Source organism: Streptomyces changanensis, assembly GCF_024600715.1.
Lineage (GTDB): Bacteria > Actinomycetota > Actinomycetes > Streptomycetales > Streptomycetaceae > Streptomyces > Streptomyces changanensis.
Genome location: NZ_CP102332.1, coordinates 2,652,007 through 2,677,028, shown reverse-complemented (window position 1 = coordinate 2,677,028; position 25,022 = coordinate 2,652,007). Strand labels below are relative to the sequence as shown.

The window sequence follows — 25,022 nt, the reverse complement described above, 5'->3', positions numbered from 1 at the left end:
CCGTGGTGCGGGCGGCCCCTCGCCGCGTCCGGGGACGGCCCGCCGCCCCCGGACGCGGCGCGGCGGTCCGCCCCCCGGAGCGATGCCGGTGACGACCGGGCGGGCCGGGGTCAGGAGGCGAGGGCCACGGGGACGACGGCGGGGGCGGAGCACCCGGGCCGGCGGCGTGGTGCGCCGGCCGTGCGCCGGGGCGCACGGCGCGCGCCCCGCGCCGCCGGTGCGCTGACCGCCCACGACACGGGGTGGTATCCGGACTCCTCTTCCGCCGCCCGCGGTGCTTACGTGGTGCCGAGCATGTCCGGCCCCACGTCACGGAGGTGTGCCCATGTCCGACACCGCTGCGCGGTTCGCCGCGCTGGCCCGGGAGCTGCTCGGCGTCCCGCTGCCCGTGCGGATCCGCGCCTGGGACGGCAGCGAGGCCGGCCCGCCCCTCCCCGGAGGGTCCGTCCTCGTCGTCCGTCACCGCAGGGCGCTGCGGCGGCTGCTGTGGGCCCCGGGCGAACTGGGCCTCGCCCGGGCCTGGGTCGCCGGGGAGCTGGACGTGGAGGGCGACCTCTACGAGGTGCTCGGCCGGCTCGCCGGGCCGCTGTGGGAGCGCCGCCCCGACCGGGACGAGCGCCCCGGCGGCGCCCTCGCCGGGGCGCTCGCGGCCCTGCGCACCGCGCGCGATCCGCACGCCCGCGCCGCCGTCCGCGAGCTGCTGGACCTGTCCGGGACCTGGACGCCGCCCGCACCGCCCCCGGAGGAGGTGCGGCGCCGCAGCGGCCCCCTCCACACCCGGCGGCGCGACCGGCAGGCCGTCAGCCACCACTACGACGTCGGCAACGACTTCTACGCGCTGGTCCTCGGCCCGTCCATGGTCTACTCGTGCGCCTACTGGACCCCCGGCGGCACCCTGGAGGACGCGCAGCACGACAAGTTGGAGCTCGTCTGCCGCAAGCTCGCCCTCGCGGAGGGAGACCGGCTCCTCGACGTGGGCTGCGGCTGGGGCTCCCTCGCCCTGCACGCCGCGCGCCACCACGGCGCCACCGTCGTCGGCGTCACCCTCAGCTCCGAGCAGGCCGCCCACGCCCGCAAGCGCGTGGCCGAGGAGGGCCTCGCCGACCGGGTCGACATCCGCGTGCAGGACTACCGGGACGTCCACGACGGGCCGTACGACGCGATCTCCTCCGTCGGCATGGCCGAGCACGTCGGCGACATCCGCTACCGCGCGTACGCCGGCACGCTGCACGCCCTGCTCCGGCCCGGCGGCCGGCTCCTCAACCACCAGATCGCCCGCCGCCCCGACACGCCGGGGCAGCGCTACCGCCTGGACCCCTTCATCGACGCGTACGTCTTCCCCGACGGGGAGCTGGCCCCGCTCGGGCGGACCACCACCGCCCTGGAGGAGGCCGGCTTCGAGGTGCGCGACGTGGAGGCGCTGCGCGAGCACTACGCCCTCACCCTGCGCCGGTGGGTGGCGAACCTGGAGGGGCGCTGGGACGAGGCGGTACGCCTCACGTCGCCCGGCCGGGCCCGCGTCTGGCGCCTCTACATGGCCGCGTCGGCACTCGCCTTCGAGCGCAACCGGATCGGCGTCAACCAGGTCCTCGCCGTCCGCACACCCGACGGCGGGACCTCCGGCCTGCCCCTGCGCACCCGCGCCTGGGGCACGCCCTAGCGCCTTCGTCGCCGCGTCGCACACCGGAAACGACCCGCCCGGCCCCGGCGTCCGCCCGGCCCGGGGCCCGCACGGCGGACGGCGAAGGGCCGGGCCTCCGGGTGGAGGTCCGGCCCTTGCGCGCGTGTCCGGTGCGTCCGGACCCACCGGTTACTCGGACTTGATGGCGTTCAGCATGTTCAGCTTCGCCGCGCTGCGCGCCGGCCACATGGCGGCGAGGACGCCGACCACGCCGGCGAGCAGCAGGAAGATCGCGATCCGGTCCCAGGGCAGGACCAGCGCGTAGTCCGGCAGGCTGCCCTTGATCGTCTCGCCGATCGCCCAGCCGAGGAACGACCCGAGCCCGATGCCGACGACCGCGCCGAAGAGCGAGATGACCACGGCCTCCAGACGGACCATCCGCTTCACGCGGCGGCGGTCGAGGCCGATCGCCCGGAGCATGCCGATCTCCTGCTGGCGTTCGAAGACGGACATGGCGAGCGTGTTGACGACGCCGAGGACCGCGATGATCAGCGCCATCGCCAGCAGGCCGTACATGATGTTCAGCATCATGTTGATGACACCGCCGAACTCGTCGCGGATGTCCTGCTTGTCCATCACGGTGATCGCCGGGTTGTCGCCGAGGGCGTCGATGAGCGCCTTCTCGTTGGCGGCGGTCCCGCCGCCCTCCATCGTCAGGTAGATGGAGGGGATGTACGGCTTGGTGTCGTGCGGCCGCACGACCTGCGCGTCGATGAGGACGGGGGAGAGGAACTCGCTGTCCGTGTAGATCGCGCCGACGGTCAGCTCGCCCTTCTTGTCGTCGTTGAACGTGACGGGCAGGGTGTCGCCGACCTTCCAGCCGCGGTTCTTCGCCGTCTTCTCGGCGACCGCGATCCGGCCCTGGGCGAGCGAGGCGAGCGACCCGTCGAGCTGCTCGACGTGCAGCACCTTCTCGATGTCGCCGGGCGTGACGGCCGACGCGGCGGCGAACTCGCCGTCGAGCTCCAGGTACGCCGCCTGCTGCGGCGACACGGCGGTCACGCCGGGGGCCTTCTCCAGCGCGGCCAGCGCGGACTGGTCGAGGTCGCCGCCGCCGGCCATGCGGACCATGTAGTCGGCGGTGATCTGGTCGGTGGTCATCTTGTCGATGGACCGGCCGACGGTGACGCCCAGCACGGACAGGCCCGTCACCAGGGTCAGGCCGATGGCCAGCGCCGAGGCGGTGGCGCCGGTGCGGCGCGGGTTGCGGACGGCGTTCTGCCCGGCGAGCTTGCCGGAGACCCCGAAGACCCTGACCATCAGCGGCCGTACGGCGGCGATGAGCGGCCGTGACAGCAGCGGGATCAGCATGATCACGCCGATGAGGGTGAGGAAGGCGCCCGCGGCGATCAGCATCCGGCCCGTGTCGCCGCCGGAGACGGCACCGTAGACGATCACGCCGGCGCCGACCGCGGCCAGCACGCCGCCGATGGTGTTCCGCACCACCAGGGACTTCTGGCTGGGCGCCGCGTGCATGCTGTTCATGGCGGCGACGGGCGGGATCTTCGCGGCGCGGCGGCCGGGCAGCCACGCGGCGAGCATCGTCACGAACAGGCCGACGCCGAGCGCGGAGAGGACCGGGGTGGGGCCGAGGACGAGCGGGCCGTCCGGCACCTTCAGGTCGAAGGCCGCCATGCCGGAGCGCAGGCCCACGGCGAGGCCGACGCCGAGGAGGTAGCCGGCGGTGGAGGCGATCAGGCCGACGATGGCGGCCTCGGTCAGCACCGAGCGGGTGACCTGCTTGCGGGACGCGCCGACGGCCCGCATCAGCGCGACCTCCTTGGTGCGCTGCGCGACGAGCATGGTGAAGGTGTTGGCGATGAGGAAGACGCCGACGAAGAGCGCGATGCCCGCGAAGCCCAGCAGGATCTGGTTGAAGGCGCTCAGGCCCTCCTCGATCTCCTTGGCCTGCTGGTCGGCGAGGGCCTTGCCGGTCTGCGCCTCGGCGCTCTCCGGCAGCAGCGGCTCGACCGCGTCGAGGATCCGGGTGTCCCGGCCGCCGGGCGCGGCGGTGATGGTGACGTCCTTGAAGTAGCCCGGCTTGAGGAAGAGCCGCTGGGCGACCTCGGTGTCGAACAGCACGAGGCTGCCGCCGGCGCTGACGGCGCCGTCGTCGGTGGTGAAGACGCCGGCGAGGCGGTACTCCTTCACCGGGCCGTTGGTGGCGACGCGGACCGTGTCGCCGACCTCGTACCGGCCCTCCTCGGCGGTGTCGCGGTCCAGGGCTATCTCGCCGTCGGCGCGGGGGCCGGCGCCGTCGACGAAGGTGTACGCGGGGTCGCGGCCGTCCGCGCCCGGGGCGAAGTTGGCGCCCTTGTTGGACCACTCGGCGCCGATGAGCTTGCCGTTCGGGTCGGGGACGCCGGCGAAGCCGTCGACGCGCCCGGTGGCGGTGGCGACCCCGTCCAGCCGCTTGATCTTCTCCAGGGTGGCCCGGGAGACGCCGGGCTCCTGCTTCGGGTCGTCGCCGCCCCCGTAGGAGGTGACGGCGACGGCGACGTCGTCGTAGCTCTTGGCGGACTGGTTGGTGAAGGCGCGGTTCAGGGTGTCGGTGAAGACCAGGGTGCCGGAGACGAAGGCCACGCCGAGCATGACGGCGAGCACGGTCATCAGCAGCCGGGCCTTGTGCGCGAGCACGTTGCGCAAGGCGGTACGGAACATGAGGTGTGTGTCCTGGGGTGGAGGGGCCGGTGGCGGGTGGGGGGTGCGGGGCCGTTACGGCACCCCGGTCAGCTGGTCCGGCCCTTGGTGTCGAACTCCTTCATGCGGTCCAGGACCCCGTCGGCCGTCGGCGCGAGCATCTCGTCGACGATGCGCCCGTCCGCCAGGAAGATCACCCGGTCGGCGTAGGAGGCGGCCACCGGGTCGTGCGTGACCATCACGACGGTCTGGCCGAGCTCGCGCACCGAGTTGCGCAGGAAGCCCAGGACCTCGGCGCCCGAGCGCGAGTCGAGGTTGCCGGTGGGCTCGTCACCGAAGATGATCTCGGGGCGGGAGGCCAGGGCGCGGGCCACGGCCACGCGCTGCTGTTGGCCGCCGGAGAGCTGCGCGGGCCGGTGGCCCAACCGCCCGGACAGGCCGACCATGTCGATGACCCGGTCCATCCACTGTTTGTCCGGCTTGCGGCCCGCGATGTCCATCGGGAGGGTGATGTTCTCCAGCGCGGTGAGCGTGGGGAGCAGGTTGAACGCCTGGAAGATGAAGCCGATCTTGTCCCGGCGCAACTGCGTGAGCTGCTTGTCCTTCAACGAGCCCAGCTCGGTCTCGCCGATGCGGGCGGAGCCGCTGGTGAAGCTGTCGAGGCCGGCCACGCAGTGCATCAGCGTCGACTTGCCGGAGCCGGACGGTCCCATGATCGCCGTGTACTCGCCCTGCGGGAACTCCACGGTGACCCGGTCGAGGGCGACCACGCGGGTCTCGCCCTGTCCGTAGACCTTGGACAGATCCGTGGCGCGGGCGGCCACCGCGGTGGTGGCGCGGTGTGCGGTCGTCGGGGAGGGGATCACGTGGAGGGCTCCTGTCACGCATGGTGTTCGTCGGGGACCGTTCCATCGTCGGCGCCGGCACCCCCGCGGGGCGTCCCTCCGGGTGCCCGTTCCCGGGGCCGTCTGGAGTCTGACGGCGGGGCCCGCCCCTCCTCCTGAGGTATGACGGCATCCCCGAGAGGGCCGCGGGCGCCCCGGTGGGTGGGGACGCCGTGTGGACGGACGGCGACTTTCCGTCATTCCGTGGGAGGGGCATATGCGGGTGCGAACCCGGCGCCCGTGCTGGCGCAGCGCCGCGCGGGTGTGCTGACGCTCCCTCAGACCTCAATAAAATAAGACAACATCGGGCCACTCGTCGGCTGTTCGGGGGACGTGCCCCGGATAGGCTCCTGTGCTGACGCGGAGCCGCGCACTTGCCCGGATGGTGGAACGCAGACACGGCGAGCTTAAACCTCGCTGGCCTTCGGGCCGTGCCGGTTCGAGTCCGGCTCCGGGCACTCACCCCCTCGGGAGAGGCCCCGGCCCGACACGTGGCGATGCGTGATCGATACCCGGCGGCGCAAAGATCCTCCCCGAGCACTAGGGTGTTTCCTTTGCTCCCCCATTACTCTTGTGTCAAGGCCGCGCACGGCGGCCATGGAGGAGTGAGATGAGGAGCAGCAACCCGGTCTTCTCGCGACGGGGGTTCAGCCGCGACAACGGCTACGCGGGCTTCAACGCGCAGCAGCAGGCCGGGGGCCCCGCCGCCGGAACGAACCCGTACGCGACGAACCCGTACGCGACCGACCCGTACGCCCAGCCCGGTGTGCAGGCGGGCATGCCGCAGCAGGCCCCGGCCCGCTCCGGCGTCATGACCATCGACGACGTGGTGTCGCGCACCGCCATCACGCTCGGCACGGTCTTCGTCACCGCCGCACTCGCCTGGTTCCTGCTGCCGGTCGACCCGGCGAACCTGAACAAGTCGTACGGCATCGGCATCGGCGCGGCCCTGGTGGCCTTCGTCCTCGCGATGGTGCAGGCGTTCAAGCGCAAGGCGTCGCCGGCGCTGATCCTGGGGTACGCGGCCTTCGAGGGCGTGTTCCTGGGCGTCATCTCCAGCGCCGTCACCACGTACGTCGCGGCGGGCGCCGTCCCGCAGGCGGTGCTCGGCACGATGTCGGTCTTCGCCGGCGTGCTGATCGCCTACAAGAAGCGCTGGATCCGCGTCAACCGCCGCTTCTACGGCTTCGTGATGGCGGCCGCGATCGGCTTCGTCCTGCTGATGGCGGTGAACGCCCTGTTCGCCGTCTTCGGCGGCGGTGACGGCCTGGGCTTCCGCAGCGGCGGCCTCGGCATCGTCTTCGGCATCATCGGCATCGTCCTCGGCGCGTGCTTCCTGGCCCTGGACTTCAAGCAGGTCGAGGACGGCGTCGCCTACGGCGCCCCGCGCGAGGAGTCGTGGCTGGCGGCCTTCGGCCTCACCATGACCCTGGTGTGGATCTACCTGGAGTTCCTGCGCCTGGTGTCGATCTTCTCCGGCGACGACTGACCGGGAGTCGGTCGCGCACGACGCGGCGCGTGCCACGCGGCACGCGAAGGAGGGCCCGCCCGGACTCGGTCCGGGCGGGCCCTCCCCGCTTTCCCGGTCCGTCGGGCCGTCGGCCACCGGCGCCCGTCGGGGCGCGGGGCCGGGCGGGCCCGTCAGACCAGTTTGCGGGCCGCGCGCCTCAGGTCGTACTCGTGGATGATCGCCTTGGCGTGGCCGTAGGCGAGGTCGTGTTCGCTCCGGAGCCAGCTCACCTTCTCCTCGAAACGCACGAGGGAGGGGCCTTCCTCGACGGTGCGCAGCCAGTCGGCCACTTCACGGCCGGTGCAGTGGGGGATGCGGGAGAGCAGGTTTCGGTGGGTCTCTGCGGAGAAGACGTGGGACATCGGCGCCTCCGGACGCTGTGCGCGAGTGCTCCTTCACGTCACCGTGCCCGAGTGTTCGCCCGTTGGCAACAGTGCCGCCGCGGCGCATAGGGTCGCGGCGTGCACGATACGACGGAACTGACCGAGGCCGTGGGCCGGCTCTGCGACCGGCTGCGCTCCGCCCCACAGAGCAGGCTCCGGCAGGGCGCGGCGGCCGGCGGGCTGGCGCTGGCCGGGGAGTTGGCGGTGCGGGCGCACCGGCTGGAGGCCGCCCCCGGCGAACCGCGGCGCATGCCCGACGCGGGCGTCTTCGCGGTCGGCGACCAGCTCGCCGTCGCGGGCGCGGACTTCGTCGAGGCGTGGCGGGCCGCCGTGGCGGCCGCCCGGGACGACGCCGCCCGCCGGGAGGTCCTCCGGGCCGAGTGGGACGACGCCGTGGCGCTGGTGCGCGACGCGGCGGCCCGGCTCGCCGTGTGAGGGCCGGTCGCCGCGCGGGGCGGGCTCGTGGGCGGCAGGGGTCCGCGGGTGCCGGGGGGCCCCGCGGGCCGGGGCCTCTCGGGCTACAGGGAGGCGATGACGCGGTCGGCGAGGATGTAGACGTTGTCGCCGCCGCCCTCACCGTCGGCGTCGCCGCAGGAGAAGGTCAGCGCGTACGCGCCGGAGATGCCCGAGCCGCCCAGCAGGAAGGGCGCGGCGCCGCCGCGCAGGGCCGCGGCGAGCCGCTCGGCGGTCTCCCGGTGGCCGGGCGTCATGCAGAGCGTGGTGCCGTCGGCGAAGACGTACACGTCGAGCGTGCCGAGCGGGCCGGGCCGTACGTCGGTGAGCGCGGTACGGGCGGCGGCCAGCTCCTCCAGCCGCGCCACGGTCCGCTCGTGGTCGGTGACGACCGGCGTCTGCACCGGCACGAAGTCCGGGTGCGAGGGGTGGCGGCGGCGGGCCGCGGCCAGCTCCGGGGAGTCCTCCGCGTACTCGGGGCACTCGCCGGCGGCGGCGAACCCGGGCAGTTCGCCGAGGAGGTCCGGCAGCTCGGCGGGGTCGGCGTCGGCGAAGTCGGGGGCGTCGGCGTACTCGGCGGAGTCCAGGTCCAGTGCGTCCAGGCCCGCGAAGTCGGCCTGGCGGGGGACGAAGTACGGGCCGTCGTCGCCCGCGGCGCCCAGCGGGCCCGCGCCGCCCAGCAGGGAGGCGGGGGAGTCGGTGGCGTCCCTGGCCTCCTGGGCGGCCCAGAAGGCGCGCGCCTCGGCCAGCTCGCGCTCGCGCTCCTCGGCCAGGGCCTCGGCGACCGCCGTGCGTATCTCCTCCGCCATGGTGGCCTCGGCGGAGCGGGCGTGCGGCACCGTGGGCGCCGCTCCCGCCGCGGTGCGGGCGGCGGCCAGGTCGGTGCGCAGGGCGGTGATCTGCCGGCGCAGCCCGTGGGCGGCACACAGCGCGGCGGCGCCCACGGCCGTGGCGGTGGCCGTGGTCAGCAGCAGGGCGAGAGACATGGCGCTCACTGACTTACTCCCGGTTTCAATCGATCCCCCGCACTTCCTACATCAGCTTGTCCTGCCCGTGGGCCCGGTGTCAGTGCATTACGTCACGAAATGGACAGGTTTCTCAGGCTGATGTTTCCCGCTCCCACAACCGTGACCTGCATAAACGAATCTCCCCCGGGAGATAGGTCACATCCTGGGGGAGATTCGGTCACGGCCGGGACGCGGAGCGGTTGGGAAGGCTCCGGGCCTGGAAGGGGGGCCGGGTCAGGAGAGGCGCTCGATCACCATCGCCATGCCCTGGCCGCCGCCGACGCACATGGTCTCGAGGCCGAACTGCTTGTCGTGGAACTGCAGGCTGTTGATGAGCGTGCCGGTGATGCGGGCGCCGGTCATGCCGAAGGGGTGGCCGACGGCGATGGCGCCGCCGTTGACGTTCAGCTTCTCCAGCGGGATGCCGAGGTCGCGGTAGGAGGGGATCACCTGGGCGGCGAACGCCTCGTTGATCTCCACCAGGTCGATGTCGTCGATGGTGAGCCCGGCGTGCTTCAGCGCCCGCCGGCTGGCCTCGACCGGGCCGTATCCCATGATCTCGGGGGAGAGGCCGGAGACACCGGTGGAGACGACGCGGGCGAGCGGGGTCAGGCCCAGCTCCCGCGCCTTCGTGTCGGACATGACCACGAGCGCGGCGGCGCCGTCGTTGAGCGGGCAGCAGTTCGCGGCGGTGACGCGGCCGTCGGGGCGGAAGACCGGCTTCAGGCCCTGCACGCCCTCCAGGGTCACGCCGGCGCGCGGGCCGTCGTCCGTGCTCACCACGGTGCCGTCCGGGAGCGTGACCGGGGTGATCTCGCGCTCCCAGAAGCCGTTCTTGATGGCCTGCTCGGCGAGGTTCTGCGACCGCACGCCGAACTCGTCCATCTCCTGGCGCGAGACGCCCTTGAGGAGCGCGAGGTTCTCGGCGGTCTGCCCCATCGCGATGTACGCGTCCGGCACGAGGCCGTCCTCGCGCGGGTCGTGCCACTCGTCGCCGCCGTGCTCGGCGCGGGACGCGGTACGGGCCTGGGCCTCGTCGAAGACCGGGTTGTGCGTGTCCGGCAGGCTGTCGGAGTTGCCCTTCACGTACCGGGAGACCGTCTCGACGCCCGCGGAGATGAAGACGTCGCCCTCGCCCGCCTTGATGGCGTGCAGGGCCATGCGCGTGGTCTGGAGGGACGAGGCGCAGTAGCGGGTGAGCGTGCAGCCGGGCAGGTGGTCCATGCCCATCCGCACGGCGACGATGCGGCCGAGGTTGTACCCCTGCTCGCCGCCGGGCAGGCCGCAGCCGAGCATGAGGTCGTCGATGTCGCGCGGGTCGAGCTCGGGGACCTTGGCGAGGGCGGCCTGGATGATCGTGGCGGTCAGGTCGTCGGGCCGCAGGTCCTTCAGCGAGCCTTTGAAGGCCCGGCCGATCGGGGAGCGGGCGGCAGAGACGATCACGGCTTCGGGCATCACGGCTCCAGGTGACGTGTGGGCGACTGAGAGGGAAGTTACCCCTACGTAGAGCCGGGGTCACCGCTCGCGGGGTGTGACACCCACCGCATTTCTAAGCGCCCGCTCAGTCGCGGTCCGTGGCGGGGCCCGTATCGGTCCAGGTGCCGGTCTCCGCCCGGGGCTCCGCCCCGGTCTCCGTGCCGGTCCCGGCCGCCGGCGGCCGGGGCGCCCGCCCACCGCCCACCGCCGGCCCGGCACGCCCCGTGCCGCCGGGGTCGCCGCGGCCGGAACGGTCGCCGCTCCCGCCGCGGTGGCCGGGGCCGCCGTGCGGGTCGCTCCCGTCGTGCGGGTCGGGGCCGTCGTGCGGGTCGGGGTGCGCGGGCCGGGCGGGCGCGGCCGACTCGGTCAGCCGGCGGCGCCTGCGGTGCTTCAGCAGGGCCCACGGGGCGCGGGCGCCCGTGACCTCCGTACCGGCCTCCTGCGCCGCCTCGGCGGCCGCCTGCGCCACCGGCAGCAGCCCCTCGCGCCGGTCCGCCTCCAGCCGCTCCGGCTCCGGCCACACGCCCAGCACGGCGCAGACCGTCGGCAGCACCGCCATGGCCGCCGTGGCGTACCCCTCCGCCGACGGGTGGTAGTTGTCCGCGCCGAACATCTCCCGCGGGTTCGCCGCGAACTCCGGCCCCAGCAGGTCGCCCAGCGACACCGTCCGGCCCCCGTGCTCCACCACGACGATCGTCTGCGCCGCCGCCAGCTGCCGCGACAGCCGCCGCGCCAGCCACCGCAGCGGCTGGTACACGGGCTCGATGGTGCCCAGGTCCGGGCAGGTGCCGACCACGATCTCCGTGCCCGCGCCGCGCAGCCGCCGCACCGCCTCCGACAGGTAGCGCACCGACTGCGTGGGCGGCAGCCGGTGGGTGACGTCGTTCGCCCCGATCATGATCACGCAGGCGTCGGGCACCCACTCCGGCCGTGACAGCAGCAGGGTGGTCTGCCGCTCCAGGTCGTCGGAGCGCGCGCCCGGCAGGGCGACGTTGCGCAGCTCCACGGGCCGCTCGGCGACCTGCGCCAGACCGGAGGCGAGCAGGGCGCCCGGCGTCTGCCCGGCCCGCCGCACGCCCTGACCGGCGGCCGTGGAGTCGCCCAGCAGCGCGAACCGCAGCGGCACCCCGTCGAAGGCCCGACCGTACAGCCCGTCCGCCGTCGGGGGCAGCGGCGCGAACCCGCCGCCGACCGAGCGCTTCGCCAGCTGCACCTCGGCGACGAGCACCCCCATCGCGGCGGCCCCGAGCAGGCCGATGCCGCCGCCGCCGTACGCCGCGCCCGCCGCGATCCGCCGTGCCACGCTCGCCCTCGACATAGGGGCGCCCACCTCCTCCGTGCCGTCTGTGAGCTAACTGCCCCGGAACCATGCCCGCCTACGCATCCACTCGGCTTACGCTGGCTGGACCATTACGGAGACCCCGGAGACTTACGGTGCAAATCCACGACTCGATGATCAGCCTCGTCGGCAACACCCCGCTGGTGAAGCTCAACAGCGTCACCGCGGGCCTCCAGGCCACGGTCCTGGCCAAGGTCGAGTACTTCAACCCGGGCGGTTCGGTCAAGGACCGCATCGCCCTGCGCATGATCGAGGCGGCCGAGAAGAGCGGCGACCTCAAGCCCGGCGGCACCATCGTCGAGCCGACGTCCGGCAACACCGGCGTCGGCCTGGCGATCGTGGCCCAGCAGAAGGGCTACAAGTGCATCTTCGTCTGCCCCGACAAGGTGTCCACGGACAAGATCAACGTCCTGCGGGCGTACGGCGCCGAGGTCGTCGTCTGCCCCACGGCGGTCGACCCGGAGCACCCCGACTCCTACTACAACGTCTCCGACCGCCTCGTCCGCGAGACGCCGGGCGCCTGGAAGCCGGACCAGTACTCGAACCCGAACAACCCCCGTTCGCACTACGAGACGACCGGCCCCGAGCTGTGGGAGCAGACCGAGGGCAGGATCACGCACTTCGTCACGGGCGTCGGCACCGGAGGCACCATCTCCGGCACCGGCCGCTACCTGAAGGAGGCCAGCGGCGGCCGCGTGAAGGTCGTCGGCGCCGACCCGGAGGGCTCGGTCTACTCGGGCGGCTCCGGCCGGCCGTACCTGGTCGAGGGCGTCGGTGAGGACTTCTGGCCGTCCGCCTACGACAGCACGGTCACGGACGAGATCGTCGCCGTCTCCGACAAGGACTCGTTCCAGATGACCCGCCGCCTCGCCAAGGAGGAGGGCCTCCTCGTCGGCGGTTCCTGCGGCATGGCGGTCGTCGCGGCGCTGCGCGTCGCCGAGGGCCTCGGCCCGGACGACGTCGTCGTCGTCCTGCTGCCGGACAGCGGCCGCGGCTACCTCTCGAAGATCTTCAACGACGAGTGGATGGCCGACTACGGCTTCCTCGAGGACGCCGGCCCGTCGGCGCGCGTCGGCGACGTGCTGCGCCACAAGGAGGGCGACATCCCGAAGCTGGTGCACATGCACCCGGAGGAGACGGTCGGGGAGGCGATCGAGGTGCTGCGCGAGTACGGCGTGTCGCAGATGCCGATCGTGAAGCCGGGCGCCGGCCACCCGGACGTGATGGCCGCCGAGATCGTCGGCTCGGTCGTCGAGCGGGAGCTGTTGGAGGCGCTGTTCGCGCAGCGCGCGTCGCTGAACGACCCGCTGGAGAAGCACATGAGCTCCCCGCTCCCGCAGGTCGGCTCGGGCGAGCCGGTCGAGGACCTGATGGCCGTCCTCGGGCGGGCCGACGCGGCGATCGTGCTGGTCGAGGGGAAGCCGACGGGCGTCGTGAGCCGGCAGGACCTGCTCGCGTTCCTGGCCCGCGAAGGCAAGTGACCCCCGCGCACGGGGGGTTCGCGCGAACGGTACGAGCACGTCACATACCGGCAGCACCCGCTTAACACGCACACGGCACCGTAGGGGGTGTCGGCGTCACGGACTCCCGGAGCGGCTCCCGGGTCTCCACGGACGCCGCGGACGCGGGGACCGGCCCTGACCCGGGCCCGTGTCCCCCGCGGGGACCGCCGTCGTCCCGCCCCCCTGTCACGGGGGTGCGGCGGTCCCCGCGCAGACGAACGACGGGGAGCCGGTCCCACGGGACCGGCTCCCCGTCGTTTCCGGCACCGTTTCGGCCGGCGCCGTCTCGCCGGCGCCGGCCGTCCTCGCCGCCGTACCGGTGGCGGTCCGCAGGGCCGTGCATCGGTCCGCCCGGCCGTCGGTCCGCCTGGCCGGGCGTCTGCCCGCCGGCCGCCGGCCGCCGTACCCGGCAGCGGGCCGGGCCGTCAGCGGGTCGCCGCGGCCCGCAGCTCCGACTGGTCCGGGAGGAGGTCGGTGATGCGGTTCCAGACCGTCCTGGCGTCCGTGCGGACCAGCCGGAAGGGGCTGCCCGGCGTGACCTGGTCGGCGGGGAGCGGCTCCTCGGGCAGCTCGCGCAGCCAGTAGCCGAGCGGCCCGCAGTCCCACACGGCGAACCCGCGGCCCTCGACGCCGTCACCCCCGTCGTGGTGGCCCCGCCAGGCGGCGGTCATCCGCCAGCTCGACCGGAGCTCGGAGATCATCTCGGTGAGAAGTCGGAGGGACGGCTCGTCCAGCGTCCCGCCGGCCGCCAGGGAACGGCGGATCAGCTCTCGTTCCTCGTCGGCCGTCGTGGCGCGGGCGGCGGCCTCCAGCCCGGCGAGACCGGCCTCGACGGTGCCCACCGTCGTGTCGAGAACGGTGGCGGATGTGTCCCGCGCGGACCGGGACTGCTGGAGGTGCACCATGTCGGCCAGCTTCCAGACCAGCGTTTTGGGCTCCACGAGGGAGTACTCGGACTCGGTCTCACCGGGCCACGCCTCATGGGCGACCACGTACTCCTGGCCGATGAGCATGCCGTGCTGCAGTGGCCCCTGCCGGCTGCCAGTCTCCAGGGTGATGACCACTCCCGCGTTCAGCACGGTCTCGAGCAGCGGCAGCAGCGGTTGGGCCAGGCGACCTGCATCGTTGATCAGACCGGACTCCGCGAGTTCCTTCTGCGCGGGTATGAGGTCAGCGGATACGGCATTGCCCGCCGCCAGTTCCGAGAGGACGATGAGGTGCTCGTCGGCCAACCGGAAGCGGGACCGGGAAACGTCGAACGAAGGCATAGGGCTCATTTCGCATTCAGTCGCCCACCGCTGTGCGGTGGGAGCGGGCATCCGGGCACGTCAGGAGTAGGTCTCGGCCCAAAAGCCGAACAGCCGGGAGAAGGTGGCCCGGACGGCGCCCCTCTTGGTGAGGACCGCCCGGTCGACCCCGGCGAAGAGGACCGCGAGCGAGACGTCGGCCGGCAGTACGCGACCGCTCGCCTCCACGGTGATCCTCTTGTTCTTCCCGGTGCCGGCCTGGCGCACCTTGATGGTGCTGCCGGGATCTTCCGCGCCGGCTTCCCGGGTCAGCGTGTAGGACCGGCGGTCGATCGCCGTCAGGCGGTAGCCGTCGCCCAGGTAGGTCATGCGCAGGGAGCGGCCCCGGCGGGTCGAGGCCCACCGGTTGCGCCTCATCTGCACACGGCCGTCGCCCACCCGGAGCTCCGCCCGGTTCAAGGTCGGCATGTCCATGAGCTCCACGTGCAGGCCGCGCACCTCGTACAGGGCCGCTGGGATGCTCCCGCCGTGGACTTCCGTGGCGATGTGGCTGTCGATGTGCGGGAGCGCCGGCCAGATGACGCGGATGTCGCCGAAGTCCGGGGACGTGCCCAGCCATCCGAACTGCCGGCGCCTGACGCCCGGGGTCCTCTCAGCCTTCCACGCCGCGAGGGTGAACGGGGTGATGGTGGTCTGCATGTTTCCTCGTCGTCAGTCGAACGGGTTGAGGGCGCTGCCGAGTTTCTTGGCGCCGCTGGCGATGCCGTCCCCGATGTCCGAGGCCTTGTCGCCGACCCAGTCCCCCGCCTTCTCGAAACCCTTGCCGATCGCCTCGTGGTTGTCCCAGATCAGGCAGCCGGCGTAGGCCACGCCCGTGCCGATGGCCAAACCGACCGTGACGGGGCTGGGCGCCACCGTGAGCGCGGTCATCGACGCATTGAACGCCGTGCCGCTGAGGTCCGTGGCGAACTTGGCGGGATCGGCCTTGATCATGTCGGAGTTGTACGTCGTCAGATTGGCTATGCCGTAGGCCGTCGCCGCGACGTTGCCCACGAGCGTCGTGCCGCGGAGCCATCCCGCGGCCTTGGCGGCGTTGGCCAGCCCGCCGTTCTGCGCCACCCGGATCAGGTTGGACTCCGCGGCCGTCGGGACGACGAGCGTGTTGTTCTTCATGTACGAGCCGAGGCGCGCGGCCTCGTCCGACCCGGTGAGGGCGGTCACCAGGTTGGGAGGCAGGCGGCTCCAGAAGCTGCCCGGAGCCGCTGAGGCCACCCGCATGTTGACCCGGCTGCCGATGAAGGTGCCCGCCGCGGTGATCGGCTTGTCGGCCTTGAGGTACTTGTACAACTTCCGGCCGGAGGAGAAGCTCACGCCGACGGCCCTCGCGAAGGCACCAGCGGTGATCGTGCCCTTCTGGACGGCGGCGAAGAGGTCGGCGAGCTGCTTGCTGCCGGTGATCTTCTCGACGCCGTCGCGCTGGAGTCGCAGCAGCCAGTCCTCGAGCGTCTCGTTGTCCCGGATCTTGAGGGCGTTGAGCTCCATCCGGTCTTGCTTCTGCTTGTCGTCGGCGGCGGCGACCTTGCCGGCGTCGCCGTTGAAGCCGGTGCCGAGCGTCTCGTCGTTCTTCGCGCCGTACCCGTCCTTGACGGCGGACTCCAGGTCCTTCTTCAGGTCCGTGTCGGCGTCGTTGACCGCCTTCACGCATGACGCGATGTACTCCCGCCAGGACTGCTCGCTCGCGCGGACCGTCGAGGCGTGGTCGGGGTCGTGGCGGGCGGCCTCGCGTTCGGCCGGGGTGAGCTTGTCCCAGTCGTAGGCGACGTTGCCCTGCTCCGACACCTTCATGCCGGCCTTCACGGCGTCGGCGCGCGCGTTCTCCAGCTGCTTCTTCAGCTCGGTGAACTGCTGGTGGGCGTTGCGCAGCAGCGTGGCGGTGGCCTTCGCCTGGGTCTGGGCCGCCTGGTACTCGTAACGGGTCGCGGCGAAGTTCGTGTGCGCCGCGGTCGCGCTGTCACCGAGCCAGGTCTGGCCCATCGTTATCTTCTGGACGCTGTCCCGGTAGGCGTTCTCCACCTTGTGGATCTCGTCCGCCATCTTCTGCCACTTGTCCGCTGCGGCGTTGAGCGGACCGAAGTCGGCGGACATGACGTCGTGGTACGTCAGCATTCTCTTTCCCTACGGGCGGCGGGGCGGCGGGGCGTGGGGGCGCGGGGCGCGCGGCGGCGGCTCGGTACGTGCCGGGGCCGGGCACGCGCGGAGGGCGCGGCTCAGTACGCGTCGAGGCTCGACGGCACGCTCTGGATGCGCTGGCGGCGTTCGACGTCGACCCCGCCGAGGGTGGCGACGGTGGCGCGCAGGGCGCCCTTCTCGCGGTTCAGCCGGTCGACGAGCGTCTTGACCTGCTTGTCCCAGGTCTCCTGGACCGTCTTGAGCCCCGTCGAGGTCTGCCAGTCCTTCAGGCTGCCGATGGCCGTCGAGGTGGCCTCGTCGGCGAAGTCGGTGGCCTTCTTGGTGTCCGGGACGAGACGCGTCTCGATGGTGTTGGCGGCGGCCTTCTTCTCCGCGGGGGAGGAGACCAGCTTCCCGCCGCCCGTCCCGCCCGAGCCGCCCTGGTCGGCCGGCAGCTGGTTCAGCCGCATCGCCGTGTCCTGCCGCTCCGCCGCCTCGGCCCGCAGCTGGGCCCATTCCTCGTCGAACCCCATGGTGCGCCGACCCCCGATGCTCGATCACGATTTTGCGTCGCATTCTATGTCCGGCACCGTAAGGCACCAGAAAGGATCACGCAGGGGGAGCGGCTGCGGTTCCCGGTATCAACTCGGCCGTGTGCTGCGGGAATTGCGTACTTGTGAGAATCCGGTAGAGAAGGTGGAGGGGCTGGTGGGGTCGGTGGGGCCGCGCCGGTCGGGCCCCGGGGGTGTCCGGAAAGGGCCGGTCGGTACACGCGGGCCGGTCGGTACACGCGGGCCGGTCGGTACACGCGGGCCGGTCGGTACACGCGGGCCGGTCGGTACACGCCGGCCGCGGCCGGCACACGCTAGTCGCGGTCGGCGAACGGCCGGGGCAGGTCCCGCAGGGCGTGCAGCGCGTTCACGCCGACGATGCCCAGCCAGGCGACCACCAGCCCCTTGAGGCCCGCGTGGGCCGCGCCGATCGCGGAGAGCGGTACGGCGAGGACGAGGGAGACCGTCGCGAAGCCGAACCGCTCGCCGTAGCCGCCGCCGTCCTCCCGCGGGCCGCCCGGGTCGTCGCGGGCCGCGTCCAACCGGCGCTCGGCCAGCCGGCGCCGCACGCGGCGGTCGATCGAGGCGTCGAGCCGCTCGTCGACCTTCTCCAGGAAGGACTCGACGAGCGCCGTCTCGTACGCGTCACCCAGCTCGCGGCGGGCGTGCAGGGTGGCGTCCAGGTCGCGCCTGAGGTCCGTGTCGTGGGCGTCCATGCCCCCACGCTAGGTCCGCGGGGGCGGTCTGTCGGTGGGGTTAGCCCCCGGTTTCGTACGGGCCGCCCTCTTGCATATGGTCTATTCAGTCACAGGGGTGACTGAATGGATTCGAGGTGGAGGAGGGGGTCCGGATGAGCGACACCCCGGGCGCACGGCTCCAGACGCTCTTCGACGGCCACCGGCTGACGCCGACGCAGCGGCGCATCGCGCACTGGATGGTGCGGCGCGCCGCCGACGTGCCGTTCCTGTCCAGCGTGGAGCTCGCCGAACTGGCCGGGGTGAGCCAGCCGTCGGTGACCCGCTTCGCGGTCGCCCTCGGCTTCGACGGCTACCCGGCGCTCCGCCGCCACCTGCGCGAGGTCGCGCCCGCCGAGCCCGGCCGCCCGGCCGGGGACGGCGCCGCCGAGGGCCCGCCCGCCAACGAGTACCAGCAGGCCGTGCACGCCGAGATCGAGAACCTGCGCCACCTCGCGGAACTCCTCGCCGACCCCGCGCCCGTCGAGCGGGCCGGCGCGCTCCTCGCCGCCTCGCGCCCGCTGCCGGTGCTGGGCCTGCGCGCCGCCGCCGCCCAGGCGCGCGGCTTCGCCTACTTCGCCGCCAAGGTCCACCCCGACGTGCGCCTCCTCGACGAGGGCGGCTCGATGCTCACCGACCGCGTCGACGCCGCGGTGCGCGCCGGTGCCACGGCCCTGCTCTGCTTCGCCCTGCCCCGCCACCCGCGGGAGGTCGTCGAGGCGCTGGAGTACGCCCGGGGCGCCGGACTGGCGGTGGTGACGGTCGCCGACTCGGCGTTCGCGCCGGTCGCCGGGCACAGTGACGTCCTGCTGCCGGCCGCCGTCGGCACGGCGCTCGCCTTCGACACGGCGTGCGCGCCGATGCTGCTGGGCCGGGCCCTGCTGGAGGCGATGTGCGACGGCCTGCCCGACGCCCAGGCCCGCCTGGAGGAGTTCGACGCCGGCGCGGCCGCGCGGGGCCTGTTCGTCGAGTAGGCGCCGGTCCGGCGCCTCTCACGGAAATCTCACCGACCGGCTGTACCCTGCCGCGCGCACCGCAACGCAGCCGAGCAGAGGAGGACGGACGTGGCGCGCGGAGGACAGGCGCTGGCGAGGGTGGCCGTGGCGGTACGGGCCGGGGCGGCGCCCCTGTGGTGGTCGGGGATCCTCGGGGCCGGCGTCGGAGCGCTGGTGCCCGGGCTGACCGGGCGGCGCATCGGCCTGCTGGCCGGGGCCGCGCTGTTCCTGGTCGCAGCGGCGGTGGCCGCCCTCACCCGGCGGGGCCGGTACGTCCGGCTCGCCGACGCCGCCGGGCGGGCCGCCCGCGCCGACGTCCTGCAGGACCGGGCCGTGACCGTGCGCGTCTGGCGGCGGGCCCGGCGGTGGTGGCTGCTGCTGGCCTTCGCGGTGGCCGTGGGCTCGTCGTTCCTGGTGCCGGGGGCGGTCGGACTGCTGGTCGCCGGCCTGGGCGCCGGGTTGTGGCTGAAGGCGTCGTGGCTCGGGCGCCGAGAGGGCGCCGGGGACCTGCTGCTGTGGGTGCCGGTCGACCGGCTGGGCGCGGGCGGTCCGGCCGGGCCGCGCGTCACCGCGTACCGGACGACGGGAATCGCCGCCGGCGACGCCGCGCCCGGCGGGGCGCGGCGCCGCTGAACCCGGCGGGCGGGCGGCGGACGCGGCGGGCGCTGGCGGGGGCCGCGACGCGCCGGGACCGCGCGCCGGGGCGGGGCGGGGCGCGGCAGGGAGGGGCGGGGCTCAGACCTCCAGTTCGTTCTCGATCCGCTTGAGCTGGAGGCGGGCCATCGCCAGGTTCGCGCGGCCCTTGTCCAGCGCCAGGTAGAGGAACAGGCCGTTGGTGCCGCGTCCCTTGAGCAGCCGGATCAGGTGGTACTGGGTGCCCAGCGTGATCAGGATGTCCTCGATCTCGTCGTTGAGGCCGAGCATCTCCATGGTGCGCACCTTGGCGCGGACCACGTCGGTGTTGCCCGCCGCGGCGACGGTCAGGTCCAGGTCCTTGCCGCCGCCGACCGTGCCGAGGGCCATGCCGCTCGTGTAGTCGACGAGCGCGGCGCCGATGGCGCCGTCGATGAGGGTCGTGGCTTCCTTGAGGGCGGTCTCCGCGTTCATGTACGCGCACTTCCTTTCCTACGGGGATGGATCGAGGGGATCAGCGGGTCGGCGGGTTCAGCGGGTTCAGGGGCAGGGGTTCGGCCGGCAGGGGGCAGGGGCGGTCAGGGGGCGGTCTCGGGCCGCTCCAGGGCGCCGTCGACCAGCTCCGCTATCCGGGCGCCGGAGCGGCGCCCCTCCAGGTGGAGCCGGCCGACGTTGACGCGGGGCTCGGCGAGGAGGGTCAGGACGGCGGTGCCGCCCGCCGCGTACGTCGCCACGTAGCCGTGCTCGCCGCGGACGAGCAGCTCGCGGAACCCGCCCCGACCCGTGGCGTCGCTCAGCCGCACGGCGACGCCGAGGGCGGCGGCCGTCAGGGCGGCGACGCCCTCCGGTTCGACGTCGCCGGTGTCCTGCGCGAGGACCAGCCCGTCGACGCTGGCGGCGAGCGCCCCCGTCAGCTGGGGGACGCGGGCGCGCAGCCGGCGCAGCTCGCCGAGTACGTACGGTTCGGCCGTCATCAGTTGTCTCCTCTCGGCGCGCTGCCGCAGGGCGCGCCTCATGACGCCCCCCTCATGAGGGCAGGGGGGTGGAGCGGGTGGTCACAGGCGTGCCTCCAGAGCGTCACGGACTCGGCGGAGCAGGGCGATGTCGGGGGGATCGGTCGCGGTGGTGGGGCTGCTCGGCGGCGCGTGCTCGGGTGCGGGCGGGGCGGCGGGCCGGTGGGCCGGGAAGCCGGGCGGCAGTCGGCCGGGAAGGCCGGCGGGGAGCCCGGTGGGCGGCCCGGCGGGCAGGTCGGGCAGTCCGGCGGGGAGGCCGGTGGGCCGGTGGGCCGGGGATCCGGTGGGCTGGGGAGCGGTGGGGTCGCCGGCGGGTGCGGAGGGCGGCGCGGGGTCGGGCGTCTCGACCAGCCCGGCGGCGGCCAGCCGCCGGATCTCCAGCAGCGTGTGGAAGGCGGGCCGCCCCAGCACCCACGCGAGCTGCGCCGGGGTGCGCACCCCGTCCGCGCGGGCGAGGAGCGCGCGGCCGCGGGCGGTGACCGTCTGGCCGGGCGCGGCGGGGCGCGGGACGACCGGGGCGGCGTCGAGGGCGGGGTACGGCCAGACGCTGTCGAGCAGTTCGCGGCGGCGCAGCGTCTCGCGTTCGATCGCGGCGGCGGGCACCGGGCGGCCGGGGCCTGCGTACCGGGGGTGGTGGCCGTAGCGGAAGCGGGCCGGGCCGCGGCCGGGCGCGAGGGCGAAGAACGCGGCGTCGAAGAGGGCGCCCAGCCGGCATATCTCCCGCTCGCCGTCGCCTATCCGCCCGCCGTGCGCGGGGCCCGCGGAGCGCCGGTCGCTGCCGCCGGCGAGCAGGATGTCGAGGCCGGGGGCGACGGGGCTCTCGGCGTGCACGACCTGGCCGTCCAGGAGGTAGAGCGTGCCGTGGTCGCGCACCAGGGCGCCCGTGGCCCGGTCCGCCGCGAGGCGCCGCAGCATCGGCGAGACGACGCCGGCCATCACAGCACCAGCCGTTCGGCGAGGTCGCGCAGGCGTAATCGGGCGAGCGCGAGGTTGCCCGTGGTGCGGTCGAGCCACAGGTGGAGGAAGAGGCTGCTGTCGAAGTTGGTGGTGACGAACCGGAGCACGTGGTAGCCGGTGCGGGTGGTGACGATGAGGTCCTCGACGGGCGCGCCCCCGTCGTCGTCGCCCTCCGGGCCGGCACCGGTGGCGGCATCGGCGGGGGAGGCGGCGGGCGTGGACGGGGTGAAGGACTCGTACTCGGCGGCGGCGCGGGCCAGTTCGGCCGCCTCGGCCGCGGAGGTCTCGTGGTCGCCGACGGGGGACTCGCCGATCGTGCCGAGGGCCAGCCCGCTGGTCCAGTCGACGAGAGCCGCCCCGCGCGCCCCCGGCAGGGCCATCGCCTCGACCAGGCACTCGTCGATTCCGGGCACGCGGCTCCCCTCCCATGGCGCAGACGCGAACGGCTCAGTGATGGAGACGTTACGCAACGCTCTGCCCACGGGTGGGACTTCTGGCATTTTCCCTTGGAACGTGCCCCCGGCGCGGTAGGCTCCGCCACCCCGGGCCCCACCCGCGCCCCGCGCGCCGCGCCCGCCCCGCCAGGCCCCGCAACCCGCCCCGCGCGACGCGTCGGCCGGGCCGCCCCGGGCCGCGCCCGCCCCGCGCGACGCGCCCGCCGGGCACGCGCGCGCCGCGCCCGCCCCGCCGCCGGTGCCCGTGCCGCTACCGGCGTACCAGAGCGTCCCGGTGTTCGCCGCCCGATTCGGCGACGATCTCCGCGGGCCGCTGCGGCGACCGCACGGTGGCGAACCGCACCGTCCCGTCCGGCTCCAGCTCGTAGCCGTAGACGCCCGGCCGCGGCAGGGAGTTGTAGGCATAGTGGTGGGCGAAGTAGTACGCGCCGGTGTCGAGCGCCGCGACGACGTCGCCCGGCTCCAGCCGCGGCAGCGGTCGTGCCACGGCGAGGAGGTCGCCCGCGAAGCAGGCCGGCCCGGCCACGTCCTGCGCGAGGGGCGGCCCGGACTTGGGCCGCCCGGCGGCGTCGTACGCGACGATGCGCAGCGGCCAGGAGGCGGGGTCGTAGACCGTGCGCGTGGCGACCTGGACGCCGGCGTGGGCGACGGCGACGGGGCGCCCGCCGGAGGTCTTGGTGTACTCGACGCGGGCGAGCACCGTGCCGTGCTTGGCCAGCAGCGCCCGGCCGAACTCCGTGACCAGTCCGTACCGCCCGTCGAACAGCCCGGGCACCTCGTCGGCGAGGAGCCGCGCGTACCGCGCGTAGGTCGGGGTCTCCTCCTCGGACGCGAAGTTGACCGGCAGGCCGCCGCCGATGTCGACGGTGTCGACCTGGTGCCGCCCGGCCGCGGCGTTGATCTCCTCGGCCAGCTCGTACACGGCCCGCACCCCGGTGGCCATGAGCGCGAGCGGCACGCCCTGCGAGCCGGAGTGGGTGTGCAGCCGGGTCAGCCAGGGGCGCTCCAGGAAGGCGCGCACGATCCACTCCCGGGCGCCGTCGTCCCGCAGCGGCACGCCGAACTTGGACGTGTCGGTCGCGGTGGACAGGGCGCCGATGGAGCCGCCGCCCACCTGGGCGTTGACGCGCAGCCCGACGGGCGGGGGCGTGCCGCCGGCGCCGGTGAGGGCGGCGACGAGGGGGTCGAGCCGGGCGAGCTCCTGGGGGTTGTCGGCGTTGACGGCTGTCCCCAGGGTGAGGGCCTCGCGCAGCTCGGTGGGGGTCTTGGCGGGGGAGTCCAGGACGGTGAGCTGCGGCGGTACGCCCGCAGCGCGGGCCAGGGCCAGTTCGCCGGGGCTCGCGACCTCGGCGCCGAGCCCCTCCTCGCGCAGCAGGCGCAGGACGGGGACGAGCGGGGCGGCCTTGACGGCGAAGGCGTGCAGGACGGGGGCGTCGGTGACGGCGGCGAAGGCGGCGCGGAGGGCGGCGGCGGAGGCGCGGACGCCGGCGGTGTCGAGGAGGGCGGCGACGGGTGCGGAGTCGGAGAGCAGCGCGTGGGCGACGGCTGCGCGGACGGCCTGATCACGACGGTCGGAAGCCATGGCACCCAGCCAAACACCCGTTCTGCCGCCGCGCAGCTGTTGACTACAACTATTCAGTCCTTCAGGATGTGAATAACCCGCTCAACACGGTGAGCGTCGTCCCAGTGGCCCCAGGCCGAGCAACCGAGGAGGCATCCCCATGTCAGGACCCCGCCCCGTACGGGCCCCGCGCGGTACGGAACTGAGCGCCCTGGGATGGCAGCAGGAGGCCGCCCTGCGGATGCTGCAGAACAACCTCGACCCCGAGGTCGCCGAGCACCCCGACAAGCTCGTCGTCTACGGCGGCACCGGCAAGGCCGCCCGCGACTGGCGCTCCTTCGACGCGATGGTCCGCACGCTGCGCACGCTCAAGCAGGACGAGACGATGCTCGTGCAGTCCGGCCGCCCCGTCGGCGTCATGCAGACCCACGAGTGGGCCCCCCGGGTCCTCATCGCCAACTCGAACCTGGTCGGCGACTGGGCCAACTGGGAGGAGTTCCGCCGCCTGGAGCAGCTCGGCCTCACCATGTACGGCCAGATGACGGCCGGCTCCTGGATCTACATCGGCACGCAGGGCATCCTCCAGGGCACGTACGAGACGTTCGCCGCCGTCGCCGCGAAGAAGTTCGGCGGCACCCTCGCCGGGACGATCACCCTCACCGCCGGCCTCGGCGGCATGGGCGGCGCCCAGCCGCTCGCCGTCACCATGAACGACGGCGTCGCGATCTGCGTCGACTGCGACCCGCGCGCCATCGAGCGCCGCATCGAGCACCGGTACCTCGACGTGCGGGCCGACTCCCTGGAGCACGCCCTCCAGCTGGCCACCGAGGCCCGCGACGCCCGCCGCCCCCTGTCCATCGGCCTCCTCGGCAACGCCGCCGAACTGCTGCCGCGGATGCTCGCCGAGGGCGCGCCCGTCGACATCGTCACCGACCAGACCTCCGCCCACGATCCGCTCTCCTACCTGCCGGTCGGCGTCGACTTCGACGACATGGCGTCCCTCGCGGCCAAGGACCCGGCCGGCTTCACCACCCGCGCCCGCGAGTCGATGGCCCGCCACGTCGAGGCCATGGTCGGCTTCATGGACGCCGGCGCCGAGGTCTTCGACTACGGCAACTCCATCCGCGGCGAGGCGCAGCTCGCCGGGTACGAGCGGGCGTTCGCCTTCCCCGGCTTCGTCCCCGCCTACATCCGCCCCCTCTTCTGCGAGGGCAAGGGCCCCTTCCGCTGGGCCGCCCTCTCGGGCGACGCCGCCGACATCCACAAGACCGACAAGGCGATCCTCGACCTCTTCCCGGAGAACGAGTCGCTGGCCCGCTGGATCAAGCTGGCCGGCGAGCGCGTCCACTTCCAGGGCCTGCCCGCCCGCATCTGCTGGCTCGGCTACGGCGAGCGCGACAGGGCCGGCGAGCGCTTCAACGACATGGTCGCCTCCGGCGAGCTCGCGGCGCCGCTCGCGATCGGCCGCGACCACCTCGACTGCGGCTCCGTCGCCTCCCCGTACCGCGAGACCGAGTCCATGCTCGACGGCTCCGACGCCATCGCCGACTGGCCGCTGCTGAACGCCATGGTCAACGTCGCCTCCGGCGCCTCCTGGGTCTCCCTGCACCACGGCGGCGGCGTCGGCATGGGCCGCTCGATCCACGCCGGCCAGGTCACGGTCGCCGACGGCACCCCGCTGGCGGGCGAGAAGATCCGTCGCGTCCTCACCAACGACCCGGGCATGGGCGTGATCCGCCACGTCGACGCCGGCTACGACAGCGCCGTCGCCGTCGCCGACGCGAAGGGCGTCCGCGTCCCGATGCGTGAGGACGGCTCCGCGTGAGCGACAC

The 25,022-nt window shown here is 73.8% G+C and carries 22 protein-coding genes, 1 tRNA gene and 1 pseudogene; 8 read left to right on the top strand and 16 right to left on the bottom strand.

Features of this window, described 5'->3' with window-relative positions; all coding sequences use genetic code 11:
- Positions 1-325 precede the first annotated feature (325 nt).
- Positions 326-1,660, top strand: a complete 1,335-nt coding sequence (locus NRO40_RS11835) for an SAM-dependent methyltransferase (protein ID WP_058945019.1) — start codon at positions 326-328, stop codon at positions 1,658-1,660.
- Between the two features lie 150 nt (positions 1,661-1,810).
- On the opposite strand, the gene NRO40_RS11830 is transcribed toward NRO40_RS11835, so the two are convergent.
- Entirely contained in the window at positions 1,811-4,342 is a 2,532-nt protein-coding gene (locus tag NRO40_RS11830) for an ABC transporter permease (protein ID WP_058945018.1), read from the bottom strand.
- A 68-nt stretch (positions 4,343-4,410) separates the two neighbouring features.
- The gene (locus NRO40_RS11825; protein ID WP_198549464.1) at positions 4,411-5,187 is read right to left on the bottom strand and encodes an ABC transporter ATP-binding protein; all 777 of its coding nucleotides are present in this window, start codon (positions 5,185-5,187) and stop codon (positions 4,411-4,413) included.
- 394 nt (positions 5,188-5,581) lie between these two features.
- Between NRO40_RS11825 and NRO40_RS11820 the strand changes: the two genes are divergently transcribed.
- Positions 5,582-5,663: transfer RNA gene (locus NRO40_RS11820), tRNA-Leu, on the top strand.
- Between the two features lie 152 nt (positions 5,664-5,815).
- Entirely contained in the window at positions 5,816-6,694 is an 879-nt protein-coding gene (locus NRO40_RS11815) for a Bax inhibitor-1/YccA family protein (RefSeq protein WP_058945017.1), read from the top strand.
- A 152-nt stretch (positions 6,695-6,846) separates the two neighbouring features.
- Here the strand turns inward: NRO40_RS11815 and NRO40_RS11810 are convergent, their stop codons facing one another.
- Entirely contained in the window at positions 6,847-7,077 is a 231-nt protein-coding gene (locus tag NRO40_RS11810) for a DUF4287 domain-containing protein (RefSeq protein ID WP_058945016.1), read from the bottom strand.
- 99 nt (positions 7,078-7,176) lie between these two features.
- Between NRO40_RS11810 and NRO40_RS11805 the strand changes: the two genes are divergently transcribed.
- The gene (locus NRO40_RS11805; RefSeq protein ID WP_058945015.1) at positions 7,177-7,533 is read left to right on the top strand and encodes a hypothetical protein; all 357 of its coding nucleotides are present in this window, start codon (positions 7,177-7,179) and stop codon (positions 7,531-7,533) included.
- An 83-nt stretch (positions 7,534-7,616) separates the two neighbouring features.
- On the opposite strand, the gene NRO40_RS11800 is transcribed toward NRO40_RS11805, so the two are convergent.
- The 3 genes and pseudogenes from NRO40_RS11800 to NRO40_RS11790 form a co-directional block, all read right to left on the bottom strand.
- Positions 7,617-8,537: a hypothetical protein gene (locus NRO40_RS11800; protein WP_198549465.1), complete on the bottom strand. Its 921-nt coding sequence runs from the start codon at positions 8,535-8,537 to the stop codon at positions 7,617-7,619.
- A 255-nt stretch (positions 8,538-8,792) separates the two neighbouring features.
- Positions 8,793-10,013, bottom strand: coding sequence for an acetyl-CoA C-acetyltransferase (locus NRO40_RS11795; RefSeq protein WP_058945013.1), 1,221 nt, complete (start codon positions 10,011-10,013; stop codon positions 8,793-8,795).
- A gap of 337 nt (positions 10,014-10,350) precedes the next feature.
- Positions 10,351-11,352: pseudogene (locus NRO40_RS11790) on the bottom strand (SGNH/GDSL hydrolase family protein); the annotation flags it as partial.
- Between the two features lie 116 nt (positions 11,353-11,468).
- Here NRO40_RS11790 and NRO40_RS11785 point away from each other — a divergent pair.
- Positions 11,469-12,854, top strand: a complete 1,386-nt coding sequence (locus tag NRO40_RS11785) for a cystathionine beta-synthase (protein ID WP_058945012.1) — start codon at positions 11,469-11,471, stop codon at positions 12,852-12,854.
- A 446-nt stretch (positions 12,855-13,300) separates the two neighbouring features.
- On the opposite strand, the gene NRO40_RS11780 is transcribed toward NRO40_RS11785, so the two are convergent.
- The 5 genes from NRO40_RS11780 to NRO40_RS11760 all read right to left on the bottom strand — a co-directional run bounded on the left by NRO40_RS11780 (position 13,301) and on the right by NRO40_RS11760 (position 17,558).
- On the bottom strand, positions 13,301-14,143 hold the full coding sequence (locus tag NRO40_RS11780; RefSeq protein WP_257375402.1) for a histidine kinase: 843 nt from the start codon (positions 14,141-14,143) through the stop codon (positions 13,301-13,303).
- A gap of 60 nt (positions 14,144-14,203) precedes the next feature.
- The gene (locus NRO40_RS11775) at positions 14,204-14,821 is read right to left on the bottom strand and encodes a hypothetical protein (RefSeq protein ID WP_058945011.1); all 618 of its coding nucleotides are present in this window, start codon (positions 14,819-14,821) and stop codon (positions 14,204-14,206) included.
- Positions 14,822-14,833: 12 nt separating this feature from the next.
- Positions 14,834-16,288 carry a hypothetical protein gene (locus tag NRO40_RS11770; RefSeq protein WP_257375401.1) on the bottom strand — a complete coding sequence of 485 codons (1,455 nt, stop codon included), beginning with the start codon at positions 16,286-16,288 and terminating at the stop codon, positions 14,834-14,836.
- Positions 16,289-16,389: 101 nt separating this feature from the next.
- On the bottom strand, positions 16,390-16,824 hold the full coding sequence (locus tag NRO40_RS11765) for a hypothetical protein (protein ID WP_058945478.1): 435 nt from the start codon (positions 16,822-16,824) through the stop codon (positions 16,390-16,392).
- Positions 16,825-17,156: 332 nt separating this feature from the next.
- Entirely contained in the window at positions 17,157-17,558 is a 402-nt protein-coding gene (locus NRO40_RS11760) for a hypothetical protein (RefSeq protein ID WP_058945477.1), read from the bottom strand.
- A gap of 134 nt (positions 17,559-17,692) precedes the next feature.
- Here NRO40_RS11760 and NRO40_RS11755 point away from each other — a divergent pair, with 134 nt between their 5' ends.
- Positions 17,693-18,550, top strand: a complete 858-nt coding sequence (locus NRO40_RS11755) for a MurR/RpiR family transcriptional regulator (RefSeq protein WP_058945476.1) — start codon at positions 17,693-17,695, stop codon at positions 18,548-18,550.
- A gap of 90 nt (positions 18,551-18,640) precedes the next feature.
- Positions 18,641-19,204 carry a hypothetical protein gene (locus NRO40_RS11750; RefSeq protein WP_058945475.1) on the top strand — a complete coding sequence of 188 codons (564 nt, stop codon included), beginning with the start codon at positions 18,641-18,643 and terminating at the stop codon, positions 19,202-19,204.
- Positions 19,205-19,306: 102 nt separating this feature from the next.
- Here NRO40_RS11750 and NRO40_RS11745 read toward each other — a convergent pair whose 3' ends face one another.
- The 5 genes from NRO40_RS11745 to NRO40_RS11725 form a co-directional block, all read right to left on the bottom strand.
- Entirely contained in the window at positions 19,307-19,678 is a 372-nt protein-coding gene (locus NRO40_RS11745) for a hypothetical protein (RefSeq protein WP_058945474.1), read from the bottom strand.
- A 104-nt stretch (positions 19,679-19,782) separates the two neighbouring features.
- Positions 19,783-20,220, bottom strand: coding sequence for a roadblock/LC7 domain-containing protein (locus NRO40_RS11740; RefSeq protein WP_079047565.1), 438 nt, complete (start codon positions 20,218-20,220; stop codon positions 19,783-19,785).
- Positions 20,221-20,259: 39 nt separating this feature from the next.
- Entirely contained in the window at positions 20,260-21,153 is an 894-nt protein-coding gene (locus NRO40_RS11735) for a transcriptional regulator (RefSeq protein WP_408056993.1), read from the bottom strand.
- Entirely contained in the window at positions 21,153-21,587 is a 435-nt protein-coding gene (locus tag NRO40_RS11730; protein ID WP_058945472.1) for a hypothetical protein, read from the bottom strand. The genes NRO40_RS11735 and NRO40_RS11730 overlap by 1 nt, the downstream gene beginning before the upstream one ends.
- Positions 21,588-21,879: 292 nt before the next feature.
- Positions 21,880-23,211, bottom strand: coding sequence for a type III PLP-dependent enzyme domain-containing protein (locus tag NRO40_RS11725; RefSeq protein WP_257375400.1), 1,332 nt, complete (start codon positions 23,209-23,211; stop codon positions 21,880-21,882).
- 139 nt (positions 23,212-23,350) lie between these two features.
- Here NRO40_RS11725 and hutU point away from each other — a divergent pair, with 139 nt between their 5' ends.
- On the top strand, positions 23,351-25,015 hold the full coding sequence (gene hutU, locus NRO40_RS11720; protein ID WP_058945385.1) for a urocanate hydratase: 1,665 nt from the start codon (positions 23,351-23,353) through the stop codon (positions 25,013-25,015).
- Positions 25,016-25,022: the final 7 nt, after the last annotated feature.